This window comes from Mycolicibacterium arcueilense (assembly GCF_058536225.1).
Map to the genome: position 1 here is coordinate 287,836 of NZ_JBZTYL010000022.1, position 24,910 is coordinate 312,745.

Here is a 24,910-nt window from a genome sequence, read left to right on the forward strand (position 1 = left end):
CACATGACAGTCCCTGGTGACGGAGCGCAGCGGCCGGGGGAATCCAGCCCTCGCCGGGACGGTGAACGCCCGAGTCAGCGCGCCCTGGTGATCATTCCCACCTACAACGAGCGGGAGAACCTGCCGCTGATCGTCGGGCGTGTGCACCACGCCAGCCCCGAGGTGAACATCCTGGTGGTCGACGACGGCAGCCCCGACGGCACCGGCAAGCTGGCCGACGAGCTGGCCCTGGCCGACCCGGATCGCATCCACGTGATGCACCGGACCAGCAAAGCCGGCCTGGGTGCGGCGTATCTGGCCGGTTTTGCCTGGGGTCTGGGCCGCGGGTACTCGGTCCTGGTCGAGATGGATGCCGACGGCAGTCACGCGCCGGAGGAATTGAGCCGACTGCTGGATGCGGTCGACGCCGGTGCGGACCTGGCCATCGGTTCGCGCTATGTCTCCGGCGGGACGGTGCGCAACTGGCCCGTTCGGCGGCTGGTGCTGTCCAAGACCGCCAATACCTACTCCCGGTTGCTGCTGGGTGTCGGTATCCACGACATCACCGCCGGCTACCGCGCGTACCGGCGGGAGGTGCTGGAGAAGATCGACCTGTCCGCGGTGGACTCCAAGGGCTACTGCTTCCAGATCGACCTGACCTGGCGTGCGATCAACAACGGCTTCAAGGTGGTCGAGGTGCCCATCACGTTCACCGAACGTGAGCTCGGGGTCTCCAAGATGAGCGGCTCCAACATCCGTGAGGCGATGTTCAAGGTCGCGGAGTGGGGTATCCGCGGACGCCTGGACCGCGCCAGGGGTGTGGTGCGAAGCTAGTCGGCGACGCAAAAAACCGCGGCCATGCCCACTGGGCATGGCCGCGGTTTTTTATCGGGTTCAGCTACCGCGACGCTTGGTCTTGATGAGGTCGAGGCGCTCCTTGAGCAGCTCTTCGAGCTCCTCCACGGAGCGGCGCTCCAGCAGCATGTCCCAGTGGGTACGCGGCGGCTTGACCTTCTTGGGCTCCGGCACGTCGCCGTCGATCAGGGTGCCCTCCATGCCGTTCTTGCATGGCCAGGTGCCGGGAATCTCGGCGTCGTCGGCGAACGGGACGTCGAATATCTCACCGTTGTCGGTGCGGTAGCGCGCGACCTGACGCGGCGCCAGGTCATGGTTGCGGTCGGTCTCGTAGCTCACGGCTCCGAGGCGACTGCCTCTCAGGACGCGATCAGCCATCGTCAACACTCCTTGTTCGGCGTTTGTCCGGATGTATCAACGCAGCAACGCGTTGCGAAGTTCCCGACTCGACCATCGATGATACGCGGGTCGCGGCGTCGGGCAGTCTACAGTCGGGACCCATGGCGCACCACCACCGAAAGAATCGTCCGCAACCCTGTCGGTGGTGTGGTCGTGAGGTCGCCGATGCGCAGATGGGCCGGCGTCGCCAGTATTGCAGGCAATCCTGCCGGCAGCGAGCCTACGAACAACGCGCGATGGTGAAAGGCACCTCACTGGCCCCGGATTCGGTGGTGCTCTCCGCGGACGAAGCCGCCCAGCTGTCCGACCGGGTGTATCAGGTCCGGTGTGCGGCCGAGGATGTCGCGATCGCGGTCGACGAGGGTGCCGGAACCGACGAACTGCGACAGTTGTGCGACGCGTTGCTGCAGGCCGCGAAGGTCGCCGACGGCTGGCGCTAGTCGGGCGGGCAGCTGAGCTGACGCCCGACGCCCACCGGCGGCGGGACCGGCTTGAGGCAGCCCAGTGGTTCGACGCCCGACGAACTCAGCAGCACCGCGGACTGGTGCGCGTAGTTGACGCACACCAGCGTGGTGTCGTCGGCGCGGCACCGGTAGTCGCCGAAGGCCAGTGACTTGCCCGCGGCCAGTTCCGCACCGTCGCCGTAGTTGAACCGGCCCGGATCTCCGTGGAGCGAGCCGATATCCACCGTCTCCCCGCCGAAATCCACCCAGCCGGGAATCCACTGGCCCTCGACGTCCGACGGTTTCGAGGGGAGGTCGCTGGCCTGGATGAGGCACGCCAGTTGGCCTTCGACCATCTTGTCGGTGGCGCAACGGGCCTTGCCCGACGGGGCGACGAACGCGACATCGTCACCCAGATTGGTGGATTGGCCTTCGCGTGTTGCCGTATGGAAGCCCGACGGATCGGCAGGGGTACCCGCCTCGACCCACTTGATCACACGGTTCATCGGGGTACCCGGGTCCGGAGCCGTGGTGGGCAGCGGCGAGGTGGTGGTCGTGGTGGTTGTGGTGATCTTGGTGTGCGGGGCGCCTGCCGGCATCGACATCCGGGGCTGCGAGTTCGGCTGCGTCTCGTGCCCCCCTCCGGGTGAGCAGGCCGCCACGAGCGCCGCCAAAAGCGCAGCAGCCCCAACAGTCACAGCGATTCGCATACCCGCAAGGCTAGCGGTCGCATGCCACGCCCACCGCCTGTCCGCCCCCAATGGTGTTGTTCGATACGGTCGGTCTATGCACGAGCGGACTGTCCGGGCAAAGATCAGTACCGGCATCGTCGAGGGCTTCACGCGTGACGGCGTACATCGTTGGCGTTCCATCCCTTACGCCAAACCGCCGGTCGGGCCGCTGCGTCTGCGGGCGCCCGAGCCCGCCGAGCCTTGGCCGGGTGTGCGCTATTGCCACGGGTTCGGTTACTGCGCGCCCCAGCAACGCCGCTACACGCTCGTCGGTGTGGGTAAGCACCAGCCGATGAGTGAGGACTGCCTGACCCTCAACGTGGTGGCGCCGGAGAAACCGAACTCCGACGGTCCGCTGCCGGTGATGTTCTTCGTTCACGGCGGTGGCTACATCATGGGCAGTTCGGCCACGCCCGTCTATGACGGTGGCGCGCTGGCTCGGCGCGGTTGTGTGTTCGTCTCGGTCAACTACCGGCTCGGGATGCTCGGGTGCGTCGAACTGTCGTCGCTGGCGACACCCGACCATCCGATCGAGGACAACCTGTTCCTGCGTGACCTGGTGCTGGCCCTGCGTTGGGTCCGCGACAACGTGGCGGTGTTCGGCGGAGACCCCGACAACGTCACGATCTTCGGTGAGAGTGCGGGTGCCCATGCAGTCGCGACACTGCTCGCGGTGCCGGAGGCCGAAGGGCTGTTCGCTCAGGTCATCTCGGAGAGCCCGGCCAGCGGGATGGTCAGCTCCATGGATGCCGCGGCCCGGCTCGCGGATCAGCTCGCCGAATTGGTCAGTCCCGATGGGGGATCGGCGGCCGCCGCGCTCATGTCCGCCCGCCCCGCGGACCTGGGCCGGGCCCTGGAATCACTGATCATGAGCGGACAGACGGACATGCCGGGCGCGTTTCCGGTCGGCCCGACGTTCGGCACGGAGTACCTGCCGGTCGATCCGGTGACGGCGATGGCCGAGGGCAGTGCCCACCGGGTGCCGTTGATCGTCGGTAACAACGCCGACGAGGGCCGGCTGTTCACCCGGTTCCTCCCGTTGCTGCCGACCAATGAGCCGATGATCGAAAAGTTGTTCGCCCGTACCGATCCCGAGGACCGCCGTCGAATCGTCGCGGCCTACCCGGACTATCCGAGCAGCGCGGCCTGTGTGCGACTCGGTGGTGATTTCGCGTTCGCCTCGGCCACGTGGCAGATCGCCGAGGCACACAGCAAGCATGCACCCACCTACGTGTACCGCTACGACTACGCGCCCCGCACCCTGCACTGGGCGGGGCTCGGTGCGACGCATGCGATGGAACTGCTCGCCGTGTTCGACACGTACCACACGACTTACGGCGCGCTGCTGACCGCCGTGGGGGACCGCACGTCGGCCCGGCGGGTCAGCCGAGACGTGCAGCGTCGGTGGCGCGAGTTCAGCCGGTCCGGGGAGCCGGGCCCGGGGTGGCCGGCCTATGACAGCGATGACCGCGCGGTGTTCGTATTCGACCGTAAGCCCCGCGTCGAATACGACCCGCGGTCGGTGCGACGCCAGGCTTGGGAAGGGTTCACCCTCGCCGAGCGCTGAGTTCGTTTGATCCAACTCTGAGCGATTCGCTGCACGGAATCCTCCGGTGTGGTTGCGTATTTGACGTGGATTACCCCTTGGATCCGCTGTCTGCCGACGAGTTTCGTGCGGTGGCGGCGATATTGCGGCGTGAGCGCGGAGTGGGTGCGGGCTGGCGGGTTGCCTCGGTGGAACTCGTGGAGCCGTCCAAGGCCGAATTGGCCGCGTTCGACGGTGGTGGCGTTGCACCGGCCCGGCGGGCGGCCGTGATCTGCCTGGAGCGGGCGGCCAACGCCACGTACAAGGGCGTGGTGTCGCTGACCGATGACCGGGTCGAGAACTTCGACCATGTTCCGGGCGTCCAGGCCAATTTCACCGTCGACGAGTTCGTCGAATGCGACGAGGTACTGCGCCGGCACCCCGACGTGATCGCCGCGCTGGCCAGACGCGGCATCACCGACCTGGACAACGTCTTCATGGACACCTGGACCTACGGCGATGCCGTGGCGCCACCCGAATATCGTGACCGGCGGATCGGCTGGTCGGACACCTGGTACAAGCAGGCCGCCGGCGCCAATCCATACGCGCACCCGGTCAGCGGTCTGCATTGCGTGATCGACATCAACAGCATGGAAGTGCTGCGGGTCGAAGATGACGGCAGTTCCGAAAAGCCGGACGTGATGGGTGAATACGTGCCGCATCACATCCCGGAACGGATCCGGGCGGCATCGCGCCGGGATCCACTCAAGCCGCTCGACATCACGCAGCCGGAGGGCCCCTCGTTCACCTTGGACGGAAATCTGTTGCGGTGGCAGAACTGGTCGCTGCGGATCGGGTTCAACCATCGCGAGGGCATGACCCTGCACACCGTGCGGTACCGCGATGGAGACGTGGATCGTTCGGTGGCACACCGGATGTCGTTCGCCGAGATGGTGGTGCCGTATCGGGACTCCTCGGTCGATCACTACCGGCGCACGGCGTTCGACATCGGCGAGTGGGGTCTGGGATTCATGACCACCTCGCTGGAGCTCGGCTGCGACTGCCTCGGTGAGATCCGCTATCTGGATGCGGTTCTGCACAACAGCAGCGGTGAGCCGTACACCATCACCAACGCGATCTGCATCCACGAGGAAGACAACGCCGTGCTGTGGAAGCACGTCGACCACGATGCGGGTGCCGAGGTACGCCGGATGCGCAGGCTCACACTGTCTTTCCACGTCACCGTCGCCAACTACGAATACCTGGTGTACTGGCGGCTGTACCAGGACGGCAACATCGAGTGCGAGGTCCGCGCCACCGGGATCATGGTCACCACACCGTTCCCGGCCGGGCCGACGCCGAAGAACGGCACGCTGGTCGACGAGCGCACCTACGCGCCGTTCCATCAGCACTTCCTGATCGCCCGGTTGGATCTGGATGTCGACGGCACCGACAACACGGTCTACATGACCGAGTCGTATGCAGAACCGATCAGCCCGGACAATCCGTATGGCCTGTCGCTGGTGGTCCGCAATCAGGCGCTGCGCACCGAGCAGGAGGGCAAACAGGACGTCAACTTCGCCACCCAGCGGGCCTGGAAGGTGGTCAATACCAACGTCGTCAACGGCCTCGGGACCCATCCGTCGTACAAGCTGGTTCCCACCGGCGCGATCCCGGCGATGTTCGACCCCGCCTCACCGGTGATTCAGCGTGCGAATGTCATCGCCCACACGCTGTGGGTCACCCCGAACCAACCGGACGAGCGCTGGCCGGCGGGGGAGTTCGTCAACCAGTCGGTGACCGATACCGGGTTGGGCGAGTGGACGAAGGCCGACCGGTCGATCGACAACACCGACGTGGTGCTGTGGTACGTGTTCGGCATCCACCACATCACCCGTCCGGAGGACTGGCCGGTGATGCCGGTGGACGTGGTGTCGTTCTGGCTCAAGCCGTTCGGCTTCTTCGACCGCAACCCGGCACTGGACGTGGTGGCCACCCCGCCGAACGCCTGTGCCCACGGTCATGCCAAGGCGGCACACCATTAGTTGACACCTGTCATGTGTGACGCGGAACACTGCTAGGTTGCCTGTGTGCAACCGACTCAGACAGCCGTACTCGACCGCCCCGAAGACCTGACCTGTGACTGGCTGACCGCCGCCCTCGGCGCCGGCGAGGTCAGCGCTTTCACTTTCGAGCGGATCGGCACCGGCCAGATGAGCGAGTGCTACCGCGTCGCGCTGAGCTATGCCGGGGACTCGGCCGGGCCGGCCTCGGTGGTGCTCAAGGTGGCCGCCACCGATCCCAACAGTCGTCAGACCGGGCTGGCCCTCGGGCTCTACGAGCGGGAGGTGCGGTTCTACACCGACATCGCGCCCGCCTTGGTGCCCGGGCCCGTGGCGCCGTGTTATCACGCCGCGATCGACACCGAGACCGGTGCCTTCGATCTGCTGCTGGGCGATGCGGTGCCCGCCGTGGTGGGTGACGAGATCCGTGGCGCCACAGCCGAACAGGCCGCCGTGGCGCTCACCGAGCTCGGTCACATGCACGGGTCGGAACCCGGCGCCGAGGCGCTGAACCGGGCCGAATGGCTCAACCGTGAGGCACCGGTCAACCAGGCGCTGATTTCCGGTCTGTATGCGGCCTTCGTCGACCGGTACGCGGGTCTGATCACGCCGGGGCAGCGCCACGTCTGCGAGCGACTCGTCGAGAGTTTTGACGCCTACCTGGCTGACGAAGGCGCGTCCGACCGGCCTCTGGGTCTGGTGCACGGCGACTATCGACTCGACAACATGCTGTTCGGCGATGCGGGTGCGGACCGGGCCCTCACGGTGGTCGACTGGCAGACCGTCACCAAAGGGCCGGCGTTCACCGATGTCGCCTACTTCATCGGCTGCGCCCTACCCGTCGAACAGCGCCGCACGCACTACGACGAGCTGCTGGCGGCGTATCACCAGGCACTGGGTTCGGACTCGGCACTGACGCTCGATCAGGTGCGCGACGGCGTGCGGCGGCAGAGCTTCTTCGGCGTGATGATGGCGATCATCTCCTCGATGCTGGTGGAACGTACCGAACGCGGCGACCACATGTTCATGACGATGCTCGACCGGCACTGCAGCCATGTTCTGGACACCGGGGCACTGGATATCCTTGCGCCAGCGTCGGTTCCGGAGCCGTTGGTGCCTGCCGCCGAGGACGACCATCCGCACCTGCCCACCGACGAAGAGCTGTGGAACGAGAGCTGGTACTTCGACTTCACCGATCCCGCCGCGGGTTTCGGCGGTTGGGTCCGCCTGGGCCTGATCCCCAACCAGGACACCGCGTGGGTCAATGTGCTGTTCTGTGGTCCGGGCATGCCGACGGTGGCGCTCAACGACTTTCATGCCGTACCGGCCGCACCGGAGCTGATCAAGGGTGACGGGGTCGAGTTGAGCCTGCAACCGGTCGAACCGCTCAAGACCTACCGCGTCACGGCGTCGGGTACCGGGCAGTCTCACGATGATCCGGCGGCGCTGCTGCGCGGTGAGACCGGTCGGCCGGTTGACGTGACCATGGACCTGACCTGGACCACAGTCGGAACCCCGTACCAGTACCGGATCACGCCCCGCTATGAGATTCCCTGCACGGTCACGGGCACCGTGACGATCGGGGAGCAGACGTTCGGCATCAACGCCGTGCCGGGTCAGCGCGACCATTCGTGGGGTGTGCGGGACTGGTGGTCGATGAACTGGGTGTGGAGCGCGATCCATCTCGACGACGGCACCCACCTGCACGGCGTGGACATCCGGATCGCCGGAATGCCACCAATCGGTATCGGCTATTCGCAGCGCGACGGTGAGCCACTCGTCGAATTACAGTCGGTGACAGCGCAATACATGGTCGGAGCCGACGATCTACCGGTGTCGACGACGCTGACCCTGCAGCCCGGCGACATCGAGGCGACTGTCGACATCCAGGGGCACGCCCCGGTGCTGCTGGTGGCCGCCGACGGTCGCATCAGCCAGTTCCCGCGTGCCTGGGCGAAGGTTCGCACCGCCGACGGGCGTACCGGCATCGGCTGGCTGGAGTGGAACCGCAACCTGGGGTAGTGGCCTGCTCAGGTGATGCGAAAACGCTTGAGCCGCGCAGTCACTCCGGAGATCAACTCCACGCGGCTGCGCGGCACACCCAGATGCTGGGCAAGCAGTTTGGTGACGGCGTCATTGGCTTTGCCGTCGACCGCTCGTTCCTGAACGTAGATGGTGAGCGCGCCGTCGTCGGCGACCTCGACCAGCGGGCCTTTGCGGCTGCCGGGTTTGACGCGGACGACGACGGCTTCGCTCACACCTTCATGGTTGCGCGAACGTGCGGAAAATGCCGGTGCGCGGCGGCGTGTCGCGGAGCAGACACGCACGCTCGCGGGGCCACGTGACTACCGGGCGACGATCACCGAGGAGCCGTGGCCGAACAGGCCCTGGTTGGCGGTCACGCCCACCTTCGCGCCCTCGACCTGCCGGCCGGTGGCCTGACCCTTGAGCTGCCAGGTCAACTCGCACACCTGCGCGATGGCCTGGGCCGGGATGGCCTCGCCGAAGCAGGCCAGACCGCCCGACGGGTTGACCGGCACACGCCCGCCGATGGTGGTGGCGCCCGAACGCAGCAGCTGCTCGCCTTCACCCTTGGCGCACAGGCCCAGGTGCTCGTACCAGTCCAGCTCGAGCGCGGTGGACAGGTCGTAGACCTCGGCGAGGCTGACGTCCTCGGGGCCGATGCCCGCCTCGGCGTAGGCCGCGTCGAGAATCTGGTCCTTGAACACCCGCTCCGGCGCCGCCACGACTGCGGTGGAATCGGTTGCGATGTCCGGCAATTCGGGCAGGTGCTGCGGGTAGCGCGGCGTCACCGTCGAGATCGCGCGTACCGACGGCACACCCTCGAGCGACCCCAGGTGCTTCTCGGCAAACGACTTCGAAGCCACGATCAGCGCGGCCGCGCCGTCGGAGGTGGCGCAGATGTCGAGCTGGCGCAGCGGGTCGGAGACCACCGGGCTGGCCAGCACGTCCTCGATCGCGGATTCCTTGCGGTAGCGCGCATTCGGGTTCTGCAGGCCGTGGCGGGAGTTCTTCACCTTCACCTGGGCGAAGTCCTCGGCGGTGGCGCCGTAGAGATCCATCCGGCGCCGCGCCAGCAGGGCGAAGTACACCGGGTTCATCGCGCCGAGCAGGTGGAAGCGCTGCCAGTCGGGATCGTTCTTGCGCTCGCCGCCGACGGGCGCGAACGCACCCTTGGGCGTGGTGTCGGCGCCGATCACCAGCGCGACATCGCAGAACCCGGCCAGGATCTGAGCCCGGGCGCTCTGCAGCGCCTGCGAACCCGACGCGCACGCCGCGTACGAAGACGACACCGGCACGCCGTTCCAGCCGAGCTTCTGGGCGAACGTCGACCCGGCGATGAAGCCCGGGTAGCCGTTGCGGATGGTGTCCGCGCCGGCGATGAACTGGATCTGCTGCGCGTCCAGCCCCGCCTCGGCCAGGGCCGCGCGGGCGGCGACGACGCCGTACTCGGTGAAGTCGCGTCCCCACTTGCCCCACGGGTGCATTCCCGCGCCGAGGATGTACAGCGGTTCGGGTGCGCTCATCAGGCGATCCTCCAGGCGTGGGTGGTGCGCTCGACGCCCTCGTCGTCGGTGTAGAGCGTCATGGTGGTCAGCTCCATCTCCATGCCGACCTTGAGGTCGGCGGCGAGGGTGCCCTCGACGACCTTGCCGAGAACGATCAGGCCTTCGTCGGCCAGTTCCACCGCGGCGATCGCAAACGGCTCGAACGGGTCGGTCTTGGGGTACGGCGACGGCGGGAGGTACCGGTTCTCGGTGTAGCTCCACACCTTTCCGCGGCGGGACAGTGGCACCAGGTCAAGGGTGTCGCTGGCGCAGGCCGGGTTGGGGCAGTTGTTCTCGCGCGGCGGGAACACGAAGGTGGCGCACTGAGTGCACTTGCCGCCGATCAGGTGAGTGGCACCGGCGTCGTCGGTGGCGAACCATCCGTCGATCGCGGGTTGCGAAGATGCTGCTGGCACGAGGCCAGCCTAAACGATCAAGACCGCAAAACTGAAACGTGTTGCAGTTTTGTCCCGCGGACCAGGATATTGGTTTGAAGAGTACGAAACGGTTTCGTACGCTTCGGGCATGGTGCGAGGCATGGAACGTGAACAGGCAGTGTTGGCTGCGACGGCCGAACTGCTGGCAGAGCGGGGATATCAGGCACTGACGATGGACGCCGTGGCCGCGCGGGCAGGTGCCAGCAAGGCCACCATCTACCGCCGGTGGCCGAACAAGGCCCAGCTGGTGCGCGCCACTCTGGACGCTGCGGATGCCGCCCGCAACGCCGCCATGCCCGACACCGGGGCGCTGCGCAGCGACCTGTTCGCCGTCATGGATGCGGTCGCCGCGGAGGTGGCCGACCCGTTGACGCGGGTGACCGCAGAGCTCGCGACCCTGATGCGCCACGACCCACAGTTGGCCGAGGCCGTCCGCGAACACGTCGCCCAAGAGGAGCTCTCACCGTTCCACGATGCGCTGCAACGGGCCATCGCCCGTGGTGACATCGCCGCGGATACCGACGTCGAACTGATCCACGATGTGGCAGAGGCGATGATCCTGCGCCAGGTCCACCTCGACCTGCCGGTCGACGCGGCGTTCAGTGCGCGGCTGATCGACGAGGTCCTGCTGGTTCTGTTGGGAGGTGTCTGTCGATGACGGTCGTGATCGCGGGCGCCGGGCCGACGGGACTCACCCTGGCCATCGAACTGGCGCGTCGAGGCGTGCCGACCCGGGTGCTGGACAGGGCGGCGACGCTGTTCCCCGGGTCACGCGGCAAGGGATTGCAGCCGCGCACCTTGGAGGTCTTCGACGACCTCGGTGTGATCGGTGCCGTACTGGCCGCCGGTGAGCCCTTCCCGCCCATGCGGCTCTACCGCGGCGCAGACGTGGTCTGGGAGAAACCGATCTACGACCTCCTCGGGCTACCCGAGCTGGAGCCCGCAGCGGCGGTGCCGTATCCGTACACCTGGCTGATCCCGCAATGGCGCACCGACCAGATCCTGGCGACGCGGTTCGCCGAACTCGGTGGCACGATCGAATTCGACACCGAGGTAACAGGTTTCACGCAGGACGACGAGGGCGTCACGGTGCACACCAACCGCGGGCGGATCCAGGCCGACTACCTGGTCGGCGCCGACGGCGGCCGCAGCACGGTGCGCAAGGTGTCCGGTGTCGAGTTCCTCGGAGGTGCGCTGACCGAGGAACGCATCATTGTCGGCGACGTGCGGGCCGCCGGACTCGACGGCCGTTGCTGTCACATGCTGACCCGTGACGGCGACCAGTCCCGGCGGTTCTCGCTGTGGAACCTCCCCGGCACCGAGCATTACCAACTGGTGGTCACCATGGCGCCGGGCGAGGACCCGCCCCCGCTGAGCCTCGAGGGAATGCAGGCGGTGCTCGAACAACGGTCGGGCCGTCGCGACGTCACACTGTCGGACCTGCGGTGGATCTCGCTGTACCGGGTGAATCTCCTGCTGGCGCAACAATTCCGGATCGGTCGCGTGTTCCTCGCCGGGGATGCCGCTCACGTGCACTCACCGGCCGGAGGACAGGGTGTCAACATCGGGGTGCAGGACGCCTACAACCTCGGTTGGAAACTGGCCGCGGTGATCGCCGGTGCGCCCACCGACCTGCTGGACAGCTATGAGGCCGAACGCCTGCCAGTTGCCGCCGAGGTACTGCAACTCAGCGGTGCGCTACACCGCCAGGGTTTCGGCGGGACGGGGCCGGCGCCGGCCGCGATCCACCAGTTGGACATCAGCTACCGGGGCGGTCCACTGGCGGCCGGCGACCCGCGCATGGGCACGCTGCAACCCGGCGACCGGGCACCGGACGGTCTGTTGCCCGATGGCCGTCGGTGGTTCGACGTATTCCGCGGACCGCACTGGACTGTGCTGGAATTCGACTGCAAACCAGTCGATTTCGGCGTTCCCCAGGTGAGCCTCGGACCCAGTCCGGACTACGACGTACCTGTTGGCACCTACGTGTTGGTGCGTCCCGACGGTTATATCGGCGCAATCAGCACCCAGGCGAACGTCATCCGCGAGCGGCTCAGTCTGGCGGGGGAGCCACTGACCGCTATGTCAGGTGTCGGAGCAACTCCGCTCGGGACCACGGTGTCAGCCGAAACCGACTATCTCGAATGACTGCGACGGCCACGTCCCCCACGTCGAGGCCCGAATGATCGGCGGGCGTGAAGTGGTATTTGCCCTCAGGGGTGAGGCATGTCAGGGATTCCATGGCCTGCCGGACCGCGTCCGGAGTGTCCTCGCCCGCCGCGTCGATGGCTCCGGCGATGAGCTTTACGGCGGTGTACCCGTCCACCGCGAACTGTGACGGTGGCGCACCGTGACGGCGCTGAAACGGTTGGGTCAGGCCGGCGATGACGGCGCGGGTCGCCGACGGTGGCAGGTCGGACTCGACGCCCACCAAGGAAGTCGCCACGACGATTCCGTCGGCGCCCGGACCGACCTCGTCCACGAATGCCGGACTGGCGGCACCGATTCCGGCGACCATCGGAATGCTCAGGCCCGCTGAGCGAAATGCCAACGCCAATCCGGTCGCCGGGGGACCGGTGACCCACGCCATCAGAGCCTGTGCGGCACTTGCAGCAATCGCCGCGATAACGGGCCCGAAGTCCCGGGTGTCGACCTTGACGGATTCGACTGCGACAACCTCGATTCCGAACTCGCTCAGCATGGTCTCCTGTGCCGCCCACGCCTCGCGGTTGAAGACACTGTCGGAATCGAACACCACCGCGATTCGGGTCAGACCCTGATCGCGGAAGTACCTCAGCAGCTGTGCGGCGACCAGCCGCCCGGTCGGCGGCGTCATGAACACATACGGACGGACCGGATCGACCTGGGTATGCGCCGCTCCCGTCGATACGTACACGACCTTGCGATCGTCGGTGTGCGGCAGGACCGCCAGGCTCGCGTTGGAGAACGAAGTGCCGACGACGGCACTGACGCCCTGATCGGCCAACCGGTGGTAGCCGGCCACTGCGCCTGCAGGGAGACTCGCGTCGTCCTCGACGGTCAGCGCTACGCGGCGGCCGAGGACACCGCCGGCGTCGTTCAACTGCCGTACCGCGAGTTCTGCGCCGTCCCGGTTCTCCAGACCCATGTAATTCGAACCGGTCAGCGACGTCACCTGACCGATCGGAATCGAGCGGGGTGACGGCACGAGGGAAGGTTACGCGACCGACGCGTCGTCGGCGGACTACCCGCCGGCGGCGTCCCGCAGGATGCGCACCAGATCAGTGTGGTTGTCCCGCATGAGGTTGTGCGCCCCGTCGAGGGCATACGTCGTCCATGCGGGGTCGCTGCGGAGCCGCTCGTAGGTCGGCGCGAACGGCGACTCCGTCGGCCACCGGCGGGCGCAGACGTAGATCCGGCGAATCCCGGGCGGCTCATCGCCGAGGCGAACCGGCTGCAACAGTGACGCCAGCGGGTGGGCCGTCGCGCGTTCGTCGAAGAACGGCAGCGGGGGCACGCCGTATCCGGTCGCGTCGACTCCGATGTACCACTGGCGCTGCTCGTCGTTGGTCAGCGACCAGCACGACTCGCCGTCGCGCGGGACGAACGCATCCAGATAGACCAGCGTGCGCACACGATCCGGGATGCGGTCCGCGACCGCGGTGATCACCATGCCGCCGTAGCTGTGCCCGACCAGTACCGCGTCGGTGACGCGGTGGGCGTGGAAATCGGCCAGCACATCGGCGATGTGGGTGCCCAGGTTGACCCCGGCGTGAGCCAGGTGCGCGCGTTCGGCGACCCCGGTCAGGGTCGGCGTCAGCACCCGGTGGCCGTCGGCCCGCAGCGCAGCGGCCAGGTCGTCGAAGCACCAGCCGCCGTGGCATGCGCCGGGTATGAGTACATATGTGGTCATCGGGAACTCCGGTCCGCCAGTGTGTTTCGGCGGTAGGTGGCGGTGACGCGGTCCAGGTCGCGCGGGTCACCGGTGTGCATCTCACGGTTGGCATACACCACTGCCGTCGTCTCCGGGACGCGGCGGGCTTCGTACCCGGCGATACCGCGGCCGGCGGCCAGTTCGTCGGCCAGCGCGGTGGCGTCGAGGATGGCCTGGGATCCGCCGTTGGCTCCGACCGGGTACATCGGGTGTGCGGCATCGCCGAGCAGTGTGATGCGCTGAGTTCCCCAGTGCGGCAATGGCTCCCGATCGACCATCGGGTACTCGAACACCGTGTCGGATCGGGCCACCAGCTCGGCGGTGTCCAGCCAGTCCAGGTGCCACCCGGACATATGGGCGGTCACGTCTGCGGGATCGGTCGGGGTGTTCCAGTTCGCGTCGCCGGGAAGGGTGCCGGGGCCGGCTTCGGGGACCTGCAGTACCCAGTTCACCAGATCACCGCCGATCGGATACGTGACCAGCTCGACACCGCGGGGACCCTTGACGATGGCCATCGTGCGGCCGTCGAGGAACGGGGGAATCCGGCTGGCGCCACGGAACATCCGTACGCCGGACCACAGCAGGGGATCGGGGCCCGGGTGCAGCCTGCGCCGCACCATCGAGCCCACCCCGTCGGCGCCGACGAACACGTCGGCGGTGAAATCGCCGGCACGGGTTTGCACGCGCACTGCGTCTGCCGTTTCGGCGAAATCCACGACGCCGGCACCGGTCCGGACCGCGTCGGATCCGAGTCGGGCCCGGACCGCGTCGAGCAGCACCATCTGCAACCGGCCGCGGTGCACCGAGCACTGCGGGTAACCGTAGCCACCTTCGATTCCGCGCGGCTCGCGGAACAACAGTGTCCCGTCCGAGGAATAGAAATCGATGACGGCCGGGGTGGCTGCGATGGCGCGGACCGCGTCGCCCAGGCCGAGTTCGGTCAGCTCACGGACCGCACGCGGAAGCAGGTTGATACCGACACCGAGTGCGGTGAGCTCGCGCGCCGATTCCACGACGGTGACGCCCATGCCCCGGGCATGCAGGGCGAGTGCGGTGGTGAGGCCGCCGATACCGGCCCCTGCGATCACGATGTCCATGACCCAAGCCTGCGCGGAGCAGTATCTATAAGTCCAATACCATCTCAGTACACAAACTATAATCAAGTGTTATGGAATTGCGGCAGCTCGAGTACTTCGTCGCCGTCACCGAGGAGGCCAACTTCACCCGCGCCGCGCAGCGTGTGCACGTGGCGCAGCCCGCAGTCAGCGCCCAGATCGCCCGGCTGGAGCGGGAATTGGGTCAGCCGCTGCTGGACCGGTCCCGGCGCGAGGTCCGGCTGACCGCTGCCGGGGCGGCGGTGTTGCCCTACGCGCGGGCCGCCCTCGACGCGGTGCGGCACGCCAGGACCGCGGTCGACGAACTCACCCAGCTGGTCCGCGGCTCGGTGACGGTGGGCACCGTGACAGCCCACAACGTCGACCTGCCGCAACTGCTTGCCGATTACCACCGGGCCCACCCTGCGGTGGAGATCACCTTGTCCACCGATACCTCGGATGCGCTGATCGACGGTGTCCGCAGCGGCAGGTTCGATGTCGCGATCACGTCGGTCGGTTCTTCCGAGGTGCCCGACGGCCTGGCGGTCGCGACCACGACCGAGGAGCCGATCGAGGCTGTGGTGAGCCGTTCTGACGCCTGGGCGACGCGTCGCACGGTCACCCTTGCGGCGCTCGCGCAGCGCCCGCTCATCTCGCTGCCTGCCGGTGGCGGCATCCGTCGGCAGTTCGACCGGGCCTGCGCCGCGGCCGGCGTCACGCCGCACGTGGTGTTCGAGGCCGCCACGCCCGACGCGCTCGCCGATCTCGCTGCGCGGGGGCTGGGCGTGGCGATCGTCCCGGGTTCGGTGGCACGTCAACGCACCGATGTCCACGCCATTTCGATCCGGCCTGAACTGCGTGGTCGGCTCGTGCTGGCCTGGCGCGCGAGCGGGCCGATCAGCCCGGCCGCGCGGGCGCTGATCGAGATGGCCGCCGAACTCGTCGGCGGCGGTGCATAGAGTTAGGGCCGTGACGGACGCGAAGCCCACACTGATGCTGCTCGACGGTAATTCCCTGGCTTTCCGCGCGTTTTACGCGCTGCCTGCGGAGAACTTCAAGACGCAGGGTGGGCTGACAACCAACGCCGTGTACGGCTTCACCGCAATGCTCATCAATCTGCTGCGCGATGAGCAGCCCAGTCACGTCGCCGCAGCCTTCGATGTGTCGCGGCAGACGTTCCGCAAGGAGAAATACCCCGAGTACAAGGAAGGCCGGTCGGCGACGCCCGACGAGTTCCGCGGCCAGATCGACATCACCAAGGAGGTGCTCGGCGCGCTGGGCATCACGGTGTTGGCCGAGCCCGGCTTCGAGGCCGACGACATCATCGCCACCCTGGCCACCCAGGCCGAGGATGCCGGTTACCGCGTGCTGGTGGTCACCGGCGACCGTGACTCGCTGCAGCTGGTCAGCGACGACGTGACCGTGCTCTACCCGCGTAAGGGAGTCAGTGAGCTCACCCGGTTCACGCCGGATGCGGTGGTGGAGAAGTACGGCCTGACACCGACGCAGTACCCGGACTTCGCCGCGCTGCGCGGCGACCCGAGCGACAACCTGCCCGGCATCCCGGGTGTGGGGGAGAAGACCGCCACCAAGTGGATAGTCGAATACGGCTCGCTGCAGTCCCTGGTCGACAACGTCGACAAAGTGAAAGGCAAGGTCGGCGAGTCGCTGCGGTCCAATTTGTCCGGCGTCGTGCTCAACCGCGAGCTGACCGAACTGGTCAAGGATGTGCCGCTGGCCCAGACCCCGGACACGTTGCGCCTGCTGCCGTGGGACCGCGACCAGATCCACCGGCTCTTCGACGATCTCGAGTTCCGGGTTTTGCGGGATCGGCTGTTCGACACGCTGGTGGCCGCCGAGCCGGAGGTCGAGCACGGGTTCGACGTGCGGGGGCGTGCACTGGAGCCGGGCGAGCTGGCCGCGTGGCTTTCCGAACACAGCCTGGGTAACCGGTTCGGGATGGCGGTGGTGGGCACGCATCTGGCCTACGACGCCGACGCCACGGCCCTGGCCATCGTGTCCGCGGACGGCGACGGCCGCTACATCGACACCGCCAAGCTGACGGCTGAGGACGAGCAAGCGCTGTCGTCCTGGCTGGCCGACCCGGGCCCACCCAAGGCCCTGCACGAGGCCAAGCTGGCCATGCACGACCTGGCCGGCCGCGGGTGGACGCTGCGCGGGGTCACCTCCGACACTGCGCTGGCGGCCTACCTGGTTCGGCCGGGGCAGCGCAGCTTCGCCCTCGACGATCTGTCGGTGCGGTACCTCAAGCGGGAACTGCGCGCCGAAAGCCCGGAACAGCAACAGCTTTCACTACTCGACGATTCGGACGGGGTCGACGAGCAGGCGGTGCAGACCGTGATCCTGCGGGCGTGCGCGGTGCTGGACCTCGCCGATGCGCTCGACGAGGAGCTGGCCAAGATCGACTCGTCATCTCTGCTGGGGCGCATGGAGCTGCCGGTGCAGCGGGTGCTCGCCCAGGTGGAGCACACCGGCATCGCCGTGGACAGCGAGTACCTCACGGAGCTGCAGAGCGAGTTCGCCGATCAGATCCGCGACGCCGCTGAGGCCGCGTATGCGGTCATCGGCAAGCAGATCAATCTCGGCTCGCCCAAGCAGCTGCAGGTCGTGTTGTTCGACGAGCTGGAGATGCCCAAGACCAAGCGCACCAAGACGGGTTACACCACCGACGCGGATGCGCTGCAATCGCTGTTCGACAAGACCGGGCACCCGTTCCTGCAGCATTTGCTCGCCCACCGGGACGCCACCCGGCTGAAGGTGACCGTCGATGGGCTGCTGGCGGCGGTCGCCGCCGACGGCCGGATTCACACCACGTTCAACCAGACGATCGCCGCCACCGGTCGGCTCTCGTCCACCGAGCCCAACCTGCAGAACATCCCGATCCGAACCGAGGCGGGCCGGCGCATCCGGGACGCCTTCGTGGTCGGCGATGGGTATTCCGAGCTGATGACGGCGGACTACAGCCAGATCGAGATGCGGATCATGGCGCATCTGTCTCGCGACGAAGGCCTGATCGAGGCGTTCAACACCGGCGAGGACCTGCACTCGTTCGTCGCGTCACGGGCATTCGACGTGCCGATCGACGAGGTCACCCCGGAGCTGCGTCGCCGGGTCAAGGCGATGTCCTACGGCCTGGCCTACGGCTTGAGCGCATACGGGCTGGCCAGTCAGCTCAAGATCTCTACCGAAGAAGCGAAGATCCAGATGGAGCAGTACTTCGCGCGCTTCGGCGGCATCCGCGACTACCTGCGCGACGTCGTCGACCAGGCCCGCAAGGACGGCTACACCTCGACGGTGTTCGGGCGCAGGCGCTACCTGCCCGAGCTCGACAGCAGCAACCGCAACGTTCGCGAGGCCGCCGAGCGGGCCGCGCTCAACGCGCCCATCCAGGGCAGCGCCGCCGACATCATCAAGGTCGCGATGATCAACGTCGACGAGGCCATCAAGGACGCCGGGCTCAAGTCACGCATGCTGCTGCAGGTGCACGACGAACTGCTCTTCGAGGTGGTCGAGGGGGAGCGGGACGCGCTGGAGGCGTTGGTGCGTGAGCACATGGGCAACGCGTATCCGTTGGATGTGCCGCTGGAGGTGTCGGTGGGCTACGGCCGCAGCTGGGACGCCGCGGCGCACTAGCCGCGCATAGGCTGGAGCCGGCGCATTAGCGTGCGTCGGCGCCCAGCCCGATGCCCAGCGCCACCAGCGCGGCCCCCATCACGCGTTCGATCCGGCGCCGGATATGGGTGCGGTTCAGAACGTTGCGTGCGCGGTGGGCGGCCATCACGACGCCGACGCACCACGTGGTGTCCACCACGAGCTGGATGAGCGCGAGTACGAGCAACGTCGGCAGGACAGGTCCGCTGGTGGGCAGAAACTGAGGCAGCACCACGATGCCGAAGGCCGCCGCCTTCGGGTTGGCGGCGATGGACAGCAGTGCCGCGCGAAACGCGGCGGCCGGGGTCCGGCCGCGCGGCGGGAGTGCCAGGTCCATGTCGGCGGGGTGCTTGGCGCTGCGCCACGCGCTGACACCGAGCCAGACGAGGACGGCGGCTCCGACGATGTGCAGCGCCAGTGACAGCATGTGGTTGGCGGTCAGCAGCATCGACAGTCCGCCACCGCCGGCCAGTGTCCAACCGCAGATGCCGATCTCGTTGCCCACGACCGCCGCCAGGCCCGCGGCACGGCCGTCCCGCACCGAGCGGTGCAGGAACAGCACCGTGGCCGGACCGGGCAACGCGGCGAGGATCACCGACGCGACCAGGAACGCCGGCAGGACGTCGAGAATGTGGGCGAGCATCCACGAAGTATGGCTGACCTGTGCAAATCAAGCCGTGCTGCCGGTGCGTCCGACTAGCTCTGCGGCAGCGATGTCGAGGCGGTGTGGTCGTGTGTCGGGACGATCCGGACCTGGTCTCTGACCGCGTGCAGCCGGTGCAGAGTGCGGAAGCTCGCGTCGCGATCCTCATCGGCGAATACGCCTGGGTAACTGGGCTTTTGCCGGATGTGTTCCACCCCGAGACTGTGCCATGCGGCGTCGCCGGCCAGCAGTACCCATCCGCCGGCCGTGTTGAGCAGGAGGCCGATGCTGCCGGGAGTGTGGCCGGCGAGGTCGACGAGTTGCACCGCGCCGTCGCCGAATAGATCGTGGCTTCGCTCGAACGTCAGGACGGGCGGGCCGTCGAGCGTGAATGTCGTGATCGTCCTGTGCTGCAGGGAATCCCGCACGCCGCCCGCCGGTGCGACCGGACCGCTGGTGGCCCAGTCGAGTTCTGCGTGGTGGACGTGCACGGGCATGGCGGGCAGGTCGAGAAGCCCGCAGATGTGGTCCCAATGCAGATGGGTCGGCAGCGCGAAGTCGACGTGATTCTCGCCGAGCTCCTCGGCCAGTGCCGCCGCGGTGGTGATCGCCTCGGCCGGCGGCCCGACAGCCGGACGCAGCACGGCAGGCAGCTGGCTCAGCACCCGGACGCCGACATCGGTGCACATGCCCGGATCCACCACGAAGCGGGCCTGCGGATGCTCGATGACGAACGCTGTCAGGGCGATGGGAATACGCCGTGGAGTGTGGGTTCCCTCGACGGTGCCTGCGGTGGGCACCCATTTGGGCATCTGGCGTAGTGCGCGGACTCTGACGGTCTGTGTGGCGGGCGGCAGGCCGGCGTCGGACAGCTGTTGCAGGAAGCTCCGGTCGGCGCGTCGCGGCCGGACGAGCCCGACCGGTGCCTGGGCGAATGCCGAGCAGCAGGCCCACAGGCTCGGTTGTCGAACCGGACTTTGGACGGCAGTGGTAGTCATGTGTGCGAAGCTAGAACTTCAGGTCGACCTGAAGTCAAGGGGAGAACCCACATGGGCGATATGTACGCGGTCGGGGCTGCCGCCGCGGCGGTCGGTGTCGAGTCGCACGTGCTGCGGCACTGGGAAGACGTCGGAGTCCTGGTCCCGCTGCGGAGCGCGTCAGGGCACCGGCGCTACGACGACGAGCTGCTCGCCAGGGCCCGGCTGGTGCGGCTCTGCCAACACGCCGGCCTGGCTTTGGCGGAGATCCGCGAATTGCGCGCCGCAGACCGGGATGCCCGAATCGACATGATCACCGCCACGCTGCAGCGGATCAGAACTGACATTGCTCGGCTGGAGCGCGCAGAGCAGTTCCTCTCCCACGTCGTCGCGTGCGTGCATCCGATCGTTTCGGAGTGCCCCGACTGTGCAGAATTCGCACAATCGGCGCGTTAGCGGGCGGGCGCGCGGTATCCCGCCAACCACTGCAGGATCGGTGCGGCCGAGCGGGCGGCCGCCACCGAATACACCTCTTCCTGCTGCAGCGCGTACACCTGGGCATCGCCGAAACCGCGGTCGATGCGGTCGCGGACGAAGGCCAGTTCGACGACGGCGGCCGCGAACGCAGCGACAGCCTTGCCCGCGGGGCGCCCGGCGGCCAGCGTCGCCTGCTGCACGGCGCCGTGGCGGGTCTTCAACGATCCGAGCCAGGTGGCCTCGTTGGGGGTGATGAGCCCGGCGGCGACCATGCCGGGCAGCTTGGCTGCCACCACGCGCTGTTCGCGGCGACGGCTGGTGACGGCGACCACGATCATGATGATGAAGATCGGCACCATCCACACGATGTAGACGATGAAGTAGGTTCCGGCGCCGAGCAGTGACGAGCCATTCCACAGCCCGTGCATGAGCACCGCGCCGAGGTAGCCGGCCAGGATGCACAGCGCTTTGGCGACGCCGCTGCGCCGCTGCAGTGCGAAGTACACCCCGATCGCGGTCATTGTGGTGAACAGCGAGTGGGCGAACGGCGCCATGATCAGTCGCAGCGCCGCGGTGAGCAGGGATCCCCCCAACGAATCCGCGCTGGAGATGTACATGATGTCTTCCAGCCAGGCGAACCCGAGACCGACCAGGCCGGCGTAGACCAGGCAGTCGGTCAGCGAATTGAGCTCATTGCGGCGCTTGCCGGTCATCATGACCAGCAGGAACAGGCCCTTGGCGGCCTCTTCGATGAACGGCGCCCGGATCGCCACGGAGGCGAAACTGTGGGACGAGTCGACCCCGGGAGTCGCCAGCAGCGCATCGGCGAACAGTCCGAGTATCAGGGAGAGCACGACGGCGACCGCGGCACCCCAGCCGAACGCCAACAGCAACAACCGGGGCGGCTCCGGCTCCCATCGGTCCAGCCACAGGTAGGCGAACACCGCCCCGGTCATCACGATGCTGGACAGCGTGAACCCGATGATCGCGCCGGCCGGGTTGAGTGCGGTGAACAGCAGCACCAGCGCACCGATGACGACACCACAGGCGATGATCGCGGCCAGCGGGGCCCCGACCTTGCGTACCGGTCTCGGCATTGGTGCGGTGATCGGGAACCACGGCCGATGAGGGGGGCCGGGGGTCGGGGAGTACGCCACGTGCGAAGCGTAGCGGTGGGTAGCTGCCATCCCTGGCACAAATTGGGCTGCCATCCCCGGCGCTGTTTCGCGGACGCTCCGGCGGGCCGTCGGAACGACCTTCAGGGGAGCCGGTTTGTCCTGCGTGTGCCTGGTCGAGTACCCTCGTTACGTATCTGTGCGTACAGCTGGACAACTTCTAGTCGCCGTCACGGATCCGCACGAACGCAATACATGCAACACAATTGTCCCTACTAGTAAACCTGTCCGGAGCAACCCACCACATGCCCTCTCCCTCCGTCACCTCGCCGCAAGTAGCCGTCAACGACATCGGCTCGGCTGAGGACTTTCTCGCCGCCATCGACAAAACCATCAAATACTTCAACGATGGCGACATCGTCGAGGGAACCATCGTCAAGGTTGACCGTGACGAGGTCCTGCTCGACATCGGTTACAAGACCGAAGGTGTCATTCCTTCCCGCGAACTCTCCATCAAGCACGATGTCGACCCCAACGAGGTCGTTTCCGTGGGCGATGAGGTCGAGGCCCTCGTTCTCACCAAGGAGGACAAGGAAGGCCGCCTGATCCTGTCCAAGAAGCGCGCTCAGTACGAGCGTGCCTGGGGCACCATCGAGGAGCTCAAGGAGAAGGACGAGGCCGTCAAGGGCACCGTCATCGAGGTCGTCAAGGGCGGCCTGATCCTCGACATCGGTCTGCGTGGCTTCCTGCCCGCATCGCTCGTCGAGATGCGTCGTGTCCGCGATCTGCAGCCGTACATCGGCAAGGAGATCGAGGCCAAGATCATCGAGCTGGACAAGAACCGCAACAACGTGGTGCTGAGCCGCCGCGCCTGGCTGGAGCAGACCCAGTCCGAGGTGCGCAGCGAGTTCCTCAACCAGCTGCAGAAGGGCGCCATCCGCAAGGGTGTCGTCTCCTCGATCGTCAACTTCGGCGCCTTCGTCGATCTCGGCGGCGTCGACGGCCTGGTGCACGTCTCCGAGCTGTCCTGGAAGCACATCGATCACCCGTCCGAGGTGGTTCAGGTGGGCGACGAGGTCACCGTCGAGGTGCTCGACGTCGACATGGACCGCGAGCGGGTTTCGCTGTCGCTCAAGGCGACTCAGGAAGACCCGTGGCGCCACTTCGCCCGCACCCACGCGATCGGTCAGATCGTGCCGGGCAAGGTCACCAAGCTGGTGCCGTTCGGTGCGTTCGTCCGCGTCGAAGAGGGCATCGAGGGTCTGGTGCACATCTCGGAGCTGTCCGAGCGCCACGTCGAGGTCCCGGACCAGGTGGTCCAGGTCGGCGACGACGCGATGGTCAAGGTCATCGACATCGACCTGGAGCGTCGCCGGATCTCGCTGAGCCTCAAGCAGGCCAACGAGGACTACACCGAGGAGTTCGACCCGTCGAAGTACGGCATGGCCGACAGCTACGACGAGCAGGGCAACTACATCTTCCCCGAGGGCTTCGACGCCGAGACCAACGAATGGCTCGAAGGCTTCGACAAGCAGCGTGAGGAGTGGGAGGCCCGCTACGCCGAGGCCGAGCGTCGCCACAAGATGCACACCACGCAGATGGAGAAGTTCGCCGCGGCCGAGGCCGAGGAAGCTGCCCGTCCGACCTCGTCGTCGTCCAACGGCGCTGGTCGCGAGGAGTCCACCGGTGGCACGCTGGCCAGCGACGCACAGCTGGCCGCTCTGCGCGAGAAGCTCGCAGGCAACGCCTAGACAAGTACGACAACGAACGCCCCGGCCCTTTGGGTCGGGGCGTTCGTCGTTGTGGGGGCCTGACACACTGTGGGGCGTGCTTCGTATCGGGTTAACCGGCGGTATCGGCGCCGGGAAGTCAACAGTGTCGGCCACATTCAGCGATCTCGGCGGCATCATCGTCGACGGTGACGTCATCGCCCGTGAGGTGGTCGAGCCCGGAACCGAGGGCCTGGCCAAGTTGGTCGAGGCGTTCGGCGACGGAATTCTGCTGCCCGAGGGGGCGTTGAACCGTCCTGCGCTGGCGGCGGTCGCTTTCAGCGACGACGAGAAGCGCGCCACCCTCAACGGCATCGTGCATCCGCTGGTGGCGCACCGTCGTTCAGAGCTCATCGCCGCAGCCCACGAAGACGCCGTGATCGTCGAGGACATCCCGCTGTTGGTGGAATCGCAGATGGCGCCGATGTTCCCGTTGGTGATCATCGTCAACGCCGACGCGGAACTGCGCGTCAAGCGGCTCATCGAATACCGCGGATTCACCGAGGAGGACGCCCGCGCCCGCATCGCCGCTCAGGCCACCGAGGAACAGCGCCGTGCGGTCGCCGATGTGTGGCTGGACAACTCGGGCAGCCCGGGCGCCGTCGTCGAGCAGGCTCGCGCCCTCTGGCACGAGCGGATCCTGCCCTTCGCGCACAACCTGCAGATCCGTCGGCCTGCCCGTCGCGACCCTGCCGTGGTGCCCTATGACCCGACGTGGCCGGATCAGGCTCGCCGGATCCTGGCCCGGCTCAACACGGCCTGCGGCCACCGCGCGGTGCGCATCGACCACATCGGTTCGACCGCCGTGCCGGGGATGGACGCCAAGGATGTCATCGATGTGCAGGTGACGGTCGGCTCGCTGGAGATCGCCGACGAACTCGCCGAGGCACTGTTGACCGCCGGCTATCCCGTGGTGCCGGACATCACCACCGACACACCGCACGATGGCGATCCGGCGTTGTGGCAGAAGCGTTTCCATGCCTCGGCGGATCCGGGCCGGCCGACCAACGTGCACATCCGGGTAGACGGCAGGCCCAATCAGCGGTTCGCCCTGATGTTCGTCGACTGGCTGCGGGCCAACCCCGGCGTGCAGGCCGACTATCTGGCGGTCAAGCGTGCCGCGCTCGCGACGGCCGATTACGCCGTGGCCAAAGAGCCGTGGTTCCTGGATGCCTACCGACGCGCCTGGAAATGGGCAGATACGACGGGCTGGCGGCCCTAGGCCGCTGGGCGGCACCAGGTTTCGCAC

The 24,910-nt window shown here is 67.3% G+C and carries 23 protein-coding genes; 12 read left to right on the plus strand and 11 right to left on the minus strand.

All coding sequences use genetic code 11. From position 1 onward, the window contains the following. The first annotated feature begins 3 nt into the window (after positions 1-3). Positions 4-813, plus strand: a complete 810-nt coding sequence (locus tag AC4LGL_RS22480; protein ID WP_491840693.1) for a polyprenol monophosphomannose synthase — start codon at positions 4-6, stop codon at positions 811-813. A gap of 60 nt (positions 814-873) precedes the next feature. Here the strand turns inward: AC4LGL_RS22480 and AC4LGL_RS22485 are convergent, their stop codons facing one another. Continuing rightward, positions 874-1,212, minus strand: a complete 339-nt coding sequence (locus tag AC4LGL_RS22485; protein ID WP_064881086.1) for an RNA polymerase-binding protein RbpA — start codon at positions 1,210-1,212, stop codon at positions 874-876. A 122-nt stretch (positions 1,213-1,334) separates the two neighbouring features. Between AC4LGL_RS22485 and AC4LGL_RS22490 the strand changes: the two genes are divergently transcribed. Further along, entirely contained in the window at positions 1,335-1,673 is a 339-nt protein-coding gene (locus tag AC4LGL_RS22490; protein WP_491840694.1) for a hypothetical protein, read from the plus strand. Here AC4LGL_RS22490 and AC4LGL_RS22495 read toward each other — a convergent pair. Beyond that, positions 1,670-2,386 carry a hypothetical protein gene (locus AC4LGL_RS22495; RefSeq protein ID WP_491840695.1) on the minus strand — a complete coding sequence of 239 codons (717 nt, stop codon included), beginning with the start codon at positions 2,384-2,386 and terminating at the stop codon, positions 1,670-1,672. The two genes, AC4LGL_RS22490 and AC4LGL_RS22495, sit on opposite strands and share 4 nt — an antisense overlap. A 76-nt stretch (positions 2,387-2,462) precedes the next feature. On the opposite strand from AC4LGL_RS22495, the gene AC4LGL_RS22500 reads away from it, so the two are divergent. The 3 genes from AC4LGL_RS22500 (at position 2,463) to AC4LGL_RS22510 (ending at position 8,017) form a co-directional block, all read left to right on the plus strand. After that, positions 2,463-3,974 carry a carboxylesterase/lipase family protein gene (locus AC4LGL_RS22500; RefSeq protein ID WP_491840696.1) on the plus strand — a complete coding sequence of 504 codons (1,512 nt, stop codon included), beginning with the start codon at positions 2,463-2,465 and terminating at the stop codon, positions 3,972-3,974. 65 nt (positions 3,975-4,039) lie between these two features. Then, entirely contained in the window at positions 4,040-5,977 is a 1,938-nt protein-coding gene (locus tag AC4LGL_RS22505; protein ID WP_491840697.1) for a primary-amine oxidase, read from the plus strand. A gap of 45 nt (positions 5,978-6,022) precedes the next feature. Beyond that, positions 6,023-8,017, plus strand: a complete 1,995-nt coding sequence (locus AC4LGL_RS22510) for a DUF7064 domain-containing protein (RefSeq protein WP_491840698.1) — start codon at positions 6,023-6,025, stop codon at positions 8,015-8,017. Positions 8,018-8,025: 8 nt separating this feature from the next. Here AC4LGL_RS22510 and AC4LGL_RS22515 read toward each other — a convergent pair whose 3' ends face one another. The 3 genes from AC4LGL_RS22515 to AC4LGL_RS22525 all read right to left on the minus strand — a co-directional run bounded on the left by AC4LGL_RS22515 (position 8,026) and on the right by AC4LGL_RS22525 (position 9,980). Beyond that, positions 8,026-8,253, minus strand: a complete 228-nt coding sequence (locus AC4LGL_RS22515) for a DUF167 domain-containing protein (protein WP_491840699.1) — start codon at positions 8,251-8,253, stop codon at positions 8,026-8,028. An 87-nt stretch (positions 8,254-8,340) separates the two neighbouring features. Next, complete coding sequence (locus AC4LGL_RS22520) at positions 8,341-9,543, minus strand: lipid-transfer protein (RefSeq protein ID WP_064880966.1); 1,203 nt, start codon at positions 9,541-9,543, stop codon at positions 8,341-8,343. Next, a complete protein-coding gene (locus AC4LGL_RS22525; RefSeq protein WP_055114812.1) occupies positions 9,543-9,980 on the minus strand; it encodes a Zn-ribbon domain-containing OB-fold protein in 438 nt (145 codons plus the stop codon). Before AC4LGL_RS22525 ends, AC4LGL_RS22520 begins: the two co-directional genes overlap by 1 nt. A gap of 121 nt (positions 9,981-10,101) precedes the next feature. Between AC4LGL_RS22525 and AC4LGL_RS22530 the strand changes: the two genes are divergently transcribed. Continuing rightward, positions 10,102-10,659, plus strand: a complete 558-nt coding sequence (locus AC4LGL_RS22530) for a TetR/AcrR family transcriptional regulator (protein ID WP_491840700.1) — start codon at positions 10,102-10,104, stop codon at positions 10,657-10,659. After that, positions 10,656-12,149, plus strand: a complete 1,494-nt coding sequence (locus AC4LGL_RS22535) for an FAD-dependent monooxygenase (RefSeq protein WP_491840701.1) — start codon at positions 10,656-10,658, stop codon at positions 12,147-12,149. The genes AC4LGL_RS22530 and AC4LGL_RS22535 overlap by 4 nt, the downstream gene beginning before the upstream one ends. Here AC4LGL_RS22535 and AC4LGL_RS22540 read toward each other — a convergent pair. From AC4LGL_RS22540 to AC4LGL_RS22550, 3 genes are read right to left on the minus strand one after another with little or no spacing between them, the layout of a single operon-like run. Further along, entirely contained in the window at positions 12,082-13,188 is a 1,107-nt protein-coding gene (locus AC4LGL_RS22540; RefSeq protein WP_491840702.1) for an ABC transporter substrate-binding protein, read from the minus strand. The genes AC4LGL_RS22535 and AC4LGL_RS22540 overlap by 68 nt on opposite strands. Before the next feature lie 36 nt (positions 13,189-13,224). Further along, on the minus strand, positions 13,225-13,893 hold the full coding sequence (locus tag AC4LGL_RS22545) for an alpha/beta fold hydrolase (protein WP_491840703.1): 669 nt from the start codon (positions 13,891-13,893) through the stop codon (positions 13,225-13,227). Continuing rightward, on the minus strand, positions 13,890-15,011 hold the full coding sequence (locus AC4LGL_RS22550; protein ID WP_491840704.1) for an FAD-dependent monooxygenase: 1,122 nt from the start codon (positions 15,009-15,011) through the stop codon (positions 13,890-13,892). The genes AC4LGL_RS22545 and AC4LGL_RS22550 overlap by 4 nt, the downstream gene beginning before the upstream one ends. A 71-nt stretch (positions 15,012-15,082) precedes the next feature. Here AC4LGL_RS22550 and AC4LGL_RS22555 point away from each other — a divergent pair, with 71 nt between their 5' ends. Together AC4LGL_RS22555 and polA are read left to right on the plus strand one after the other, a co-directional pair. Next, positions 15,083-15,967, plus strand: coding sequence for a LysR family transcriptional regulator (locus AC4LGL_RS22555; protein ID WP_491840705.1), 885 nt, complete (start codon positions 15,083-15,085; stop codon positions 15,965-15,967). Between the two features lie 34 nt (positions 15,968-16,001). Further along, positions 16,002-18,662 carry a DNA polymerase I gene (gene polA / locus AC4LGL_RS22560; RefSeq protein ID WP_491840770.1) on the plus strand — a complete coding sequence of 887 codons (2,661 nt, stop codon included), beginning with the start codon at positions 16,002-16,004 and terminating at the stop codon, positions 18,660-18,662. Positions 18,663-18,687: 25 nt separating this feature from the next. Here the strand turns inward: polA and AC4LGL_RS22565 are convergent, their stop codons facing one another. Both AC4LGL_RS22565 and AC4LGL_RS22570 read right to left on the minus strand, forming a co-directional pair. Then, the gene (locus AC4LGL_RS22565; protein ID WP_491840706.1) at positions 18,688-19,323 is read right to left on the minus strand and encodes a LysE family translocator; all 636 of its coding nucleotides are present in this window, start codon (positions 19,321-19,323) and stop codon (positions 18,688-18,690) included. Between the two features lie 53 nt (positions 19,324-19,376). Beyond that, complete coding sequence (locus AC4LGL_RS22570) at positions 19,377-20,321, minus strand: MBL fold metallo-hydrolase (RefSeq protein WP_491840707.1); 945 nt, start codon at positions 20,319-20,321, stop codon at positions 19,377-19,379. A 51-nt stretch (positions 20,322-20,372) separates the two neighbouring features. On the opposite strand from AC4LGL_RS22570, the gene AC4LGL_RS22575 reads away from it, so the two are divergent. Then, entirely contained in the window at positions 20,373-20,756 is a 384-nt protein-coding gene (locus tag AC4LGL_RS22575) for a MerR family transcriptional regulator (protein ID WP_491840708.1), read from the plus strand. Here AC4LGL_RS22575 and AC4LGL_RS22580 read toward each other — a convergent pair. After that, positions 20,753-21,964 (minus strand): PrsW family intramembrane metalloprotease, encoded by a 1,212-nt coding sequence (locus tag AC4LGL_RS22580; RefSeq protein WP_491840709.1) that lies wholly within the window; start codon positions 21,962-21,964, stop codon positions 20,753-20,755. The genes AC4LGL_RS22575 and AC4LGL_RS22580 overlap by 4 nt on opposite strands. A gap of 233 nt (positions 21,965-22,197) precedes the next feature. Between AC4LGL_RS22580 and rpsA the strand changes: the two genes are divergently transcribed. Together rpsA and coaE are read left to right on the plus strand one after the other, a co-directional pair. Then, entirely contained in the window at positions 22,198-23,643 is a 1,446-nt protein-coding gene (gene rpsA / locus AC4LGL_RS22585; RefSeq protein WP_055114791.1) for a 30S ribosomal protein S1, read from the plus strand. Positions 23,644-23,719: 76 nt separating this feature from the next. Next, the gene (coaE, locus tag AC4LGL_RS22590; RefSeq protein ID WP_491840710.1) at positions 23,720-24,883 is read left to right on the plus strand and encodes a dephospho-CoA kinase; all 1,164 of its coding nucleotides are present in this window, start codon (positions 23,720-23,722) and stop codon (positions 24,881-24,883) included. The last annotated feature ends 27 nt before the right edge of the window (positions 24,884-24,910 follow it).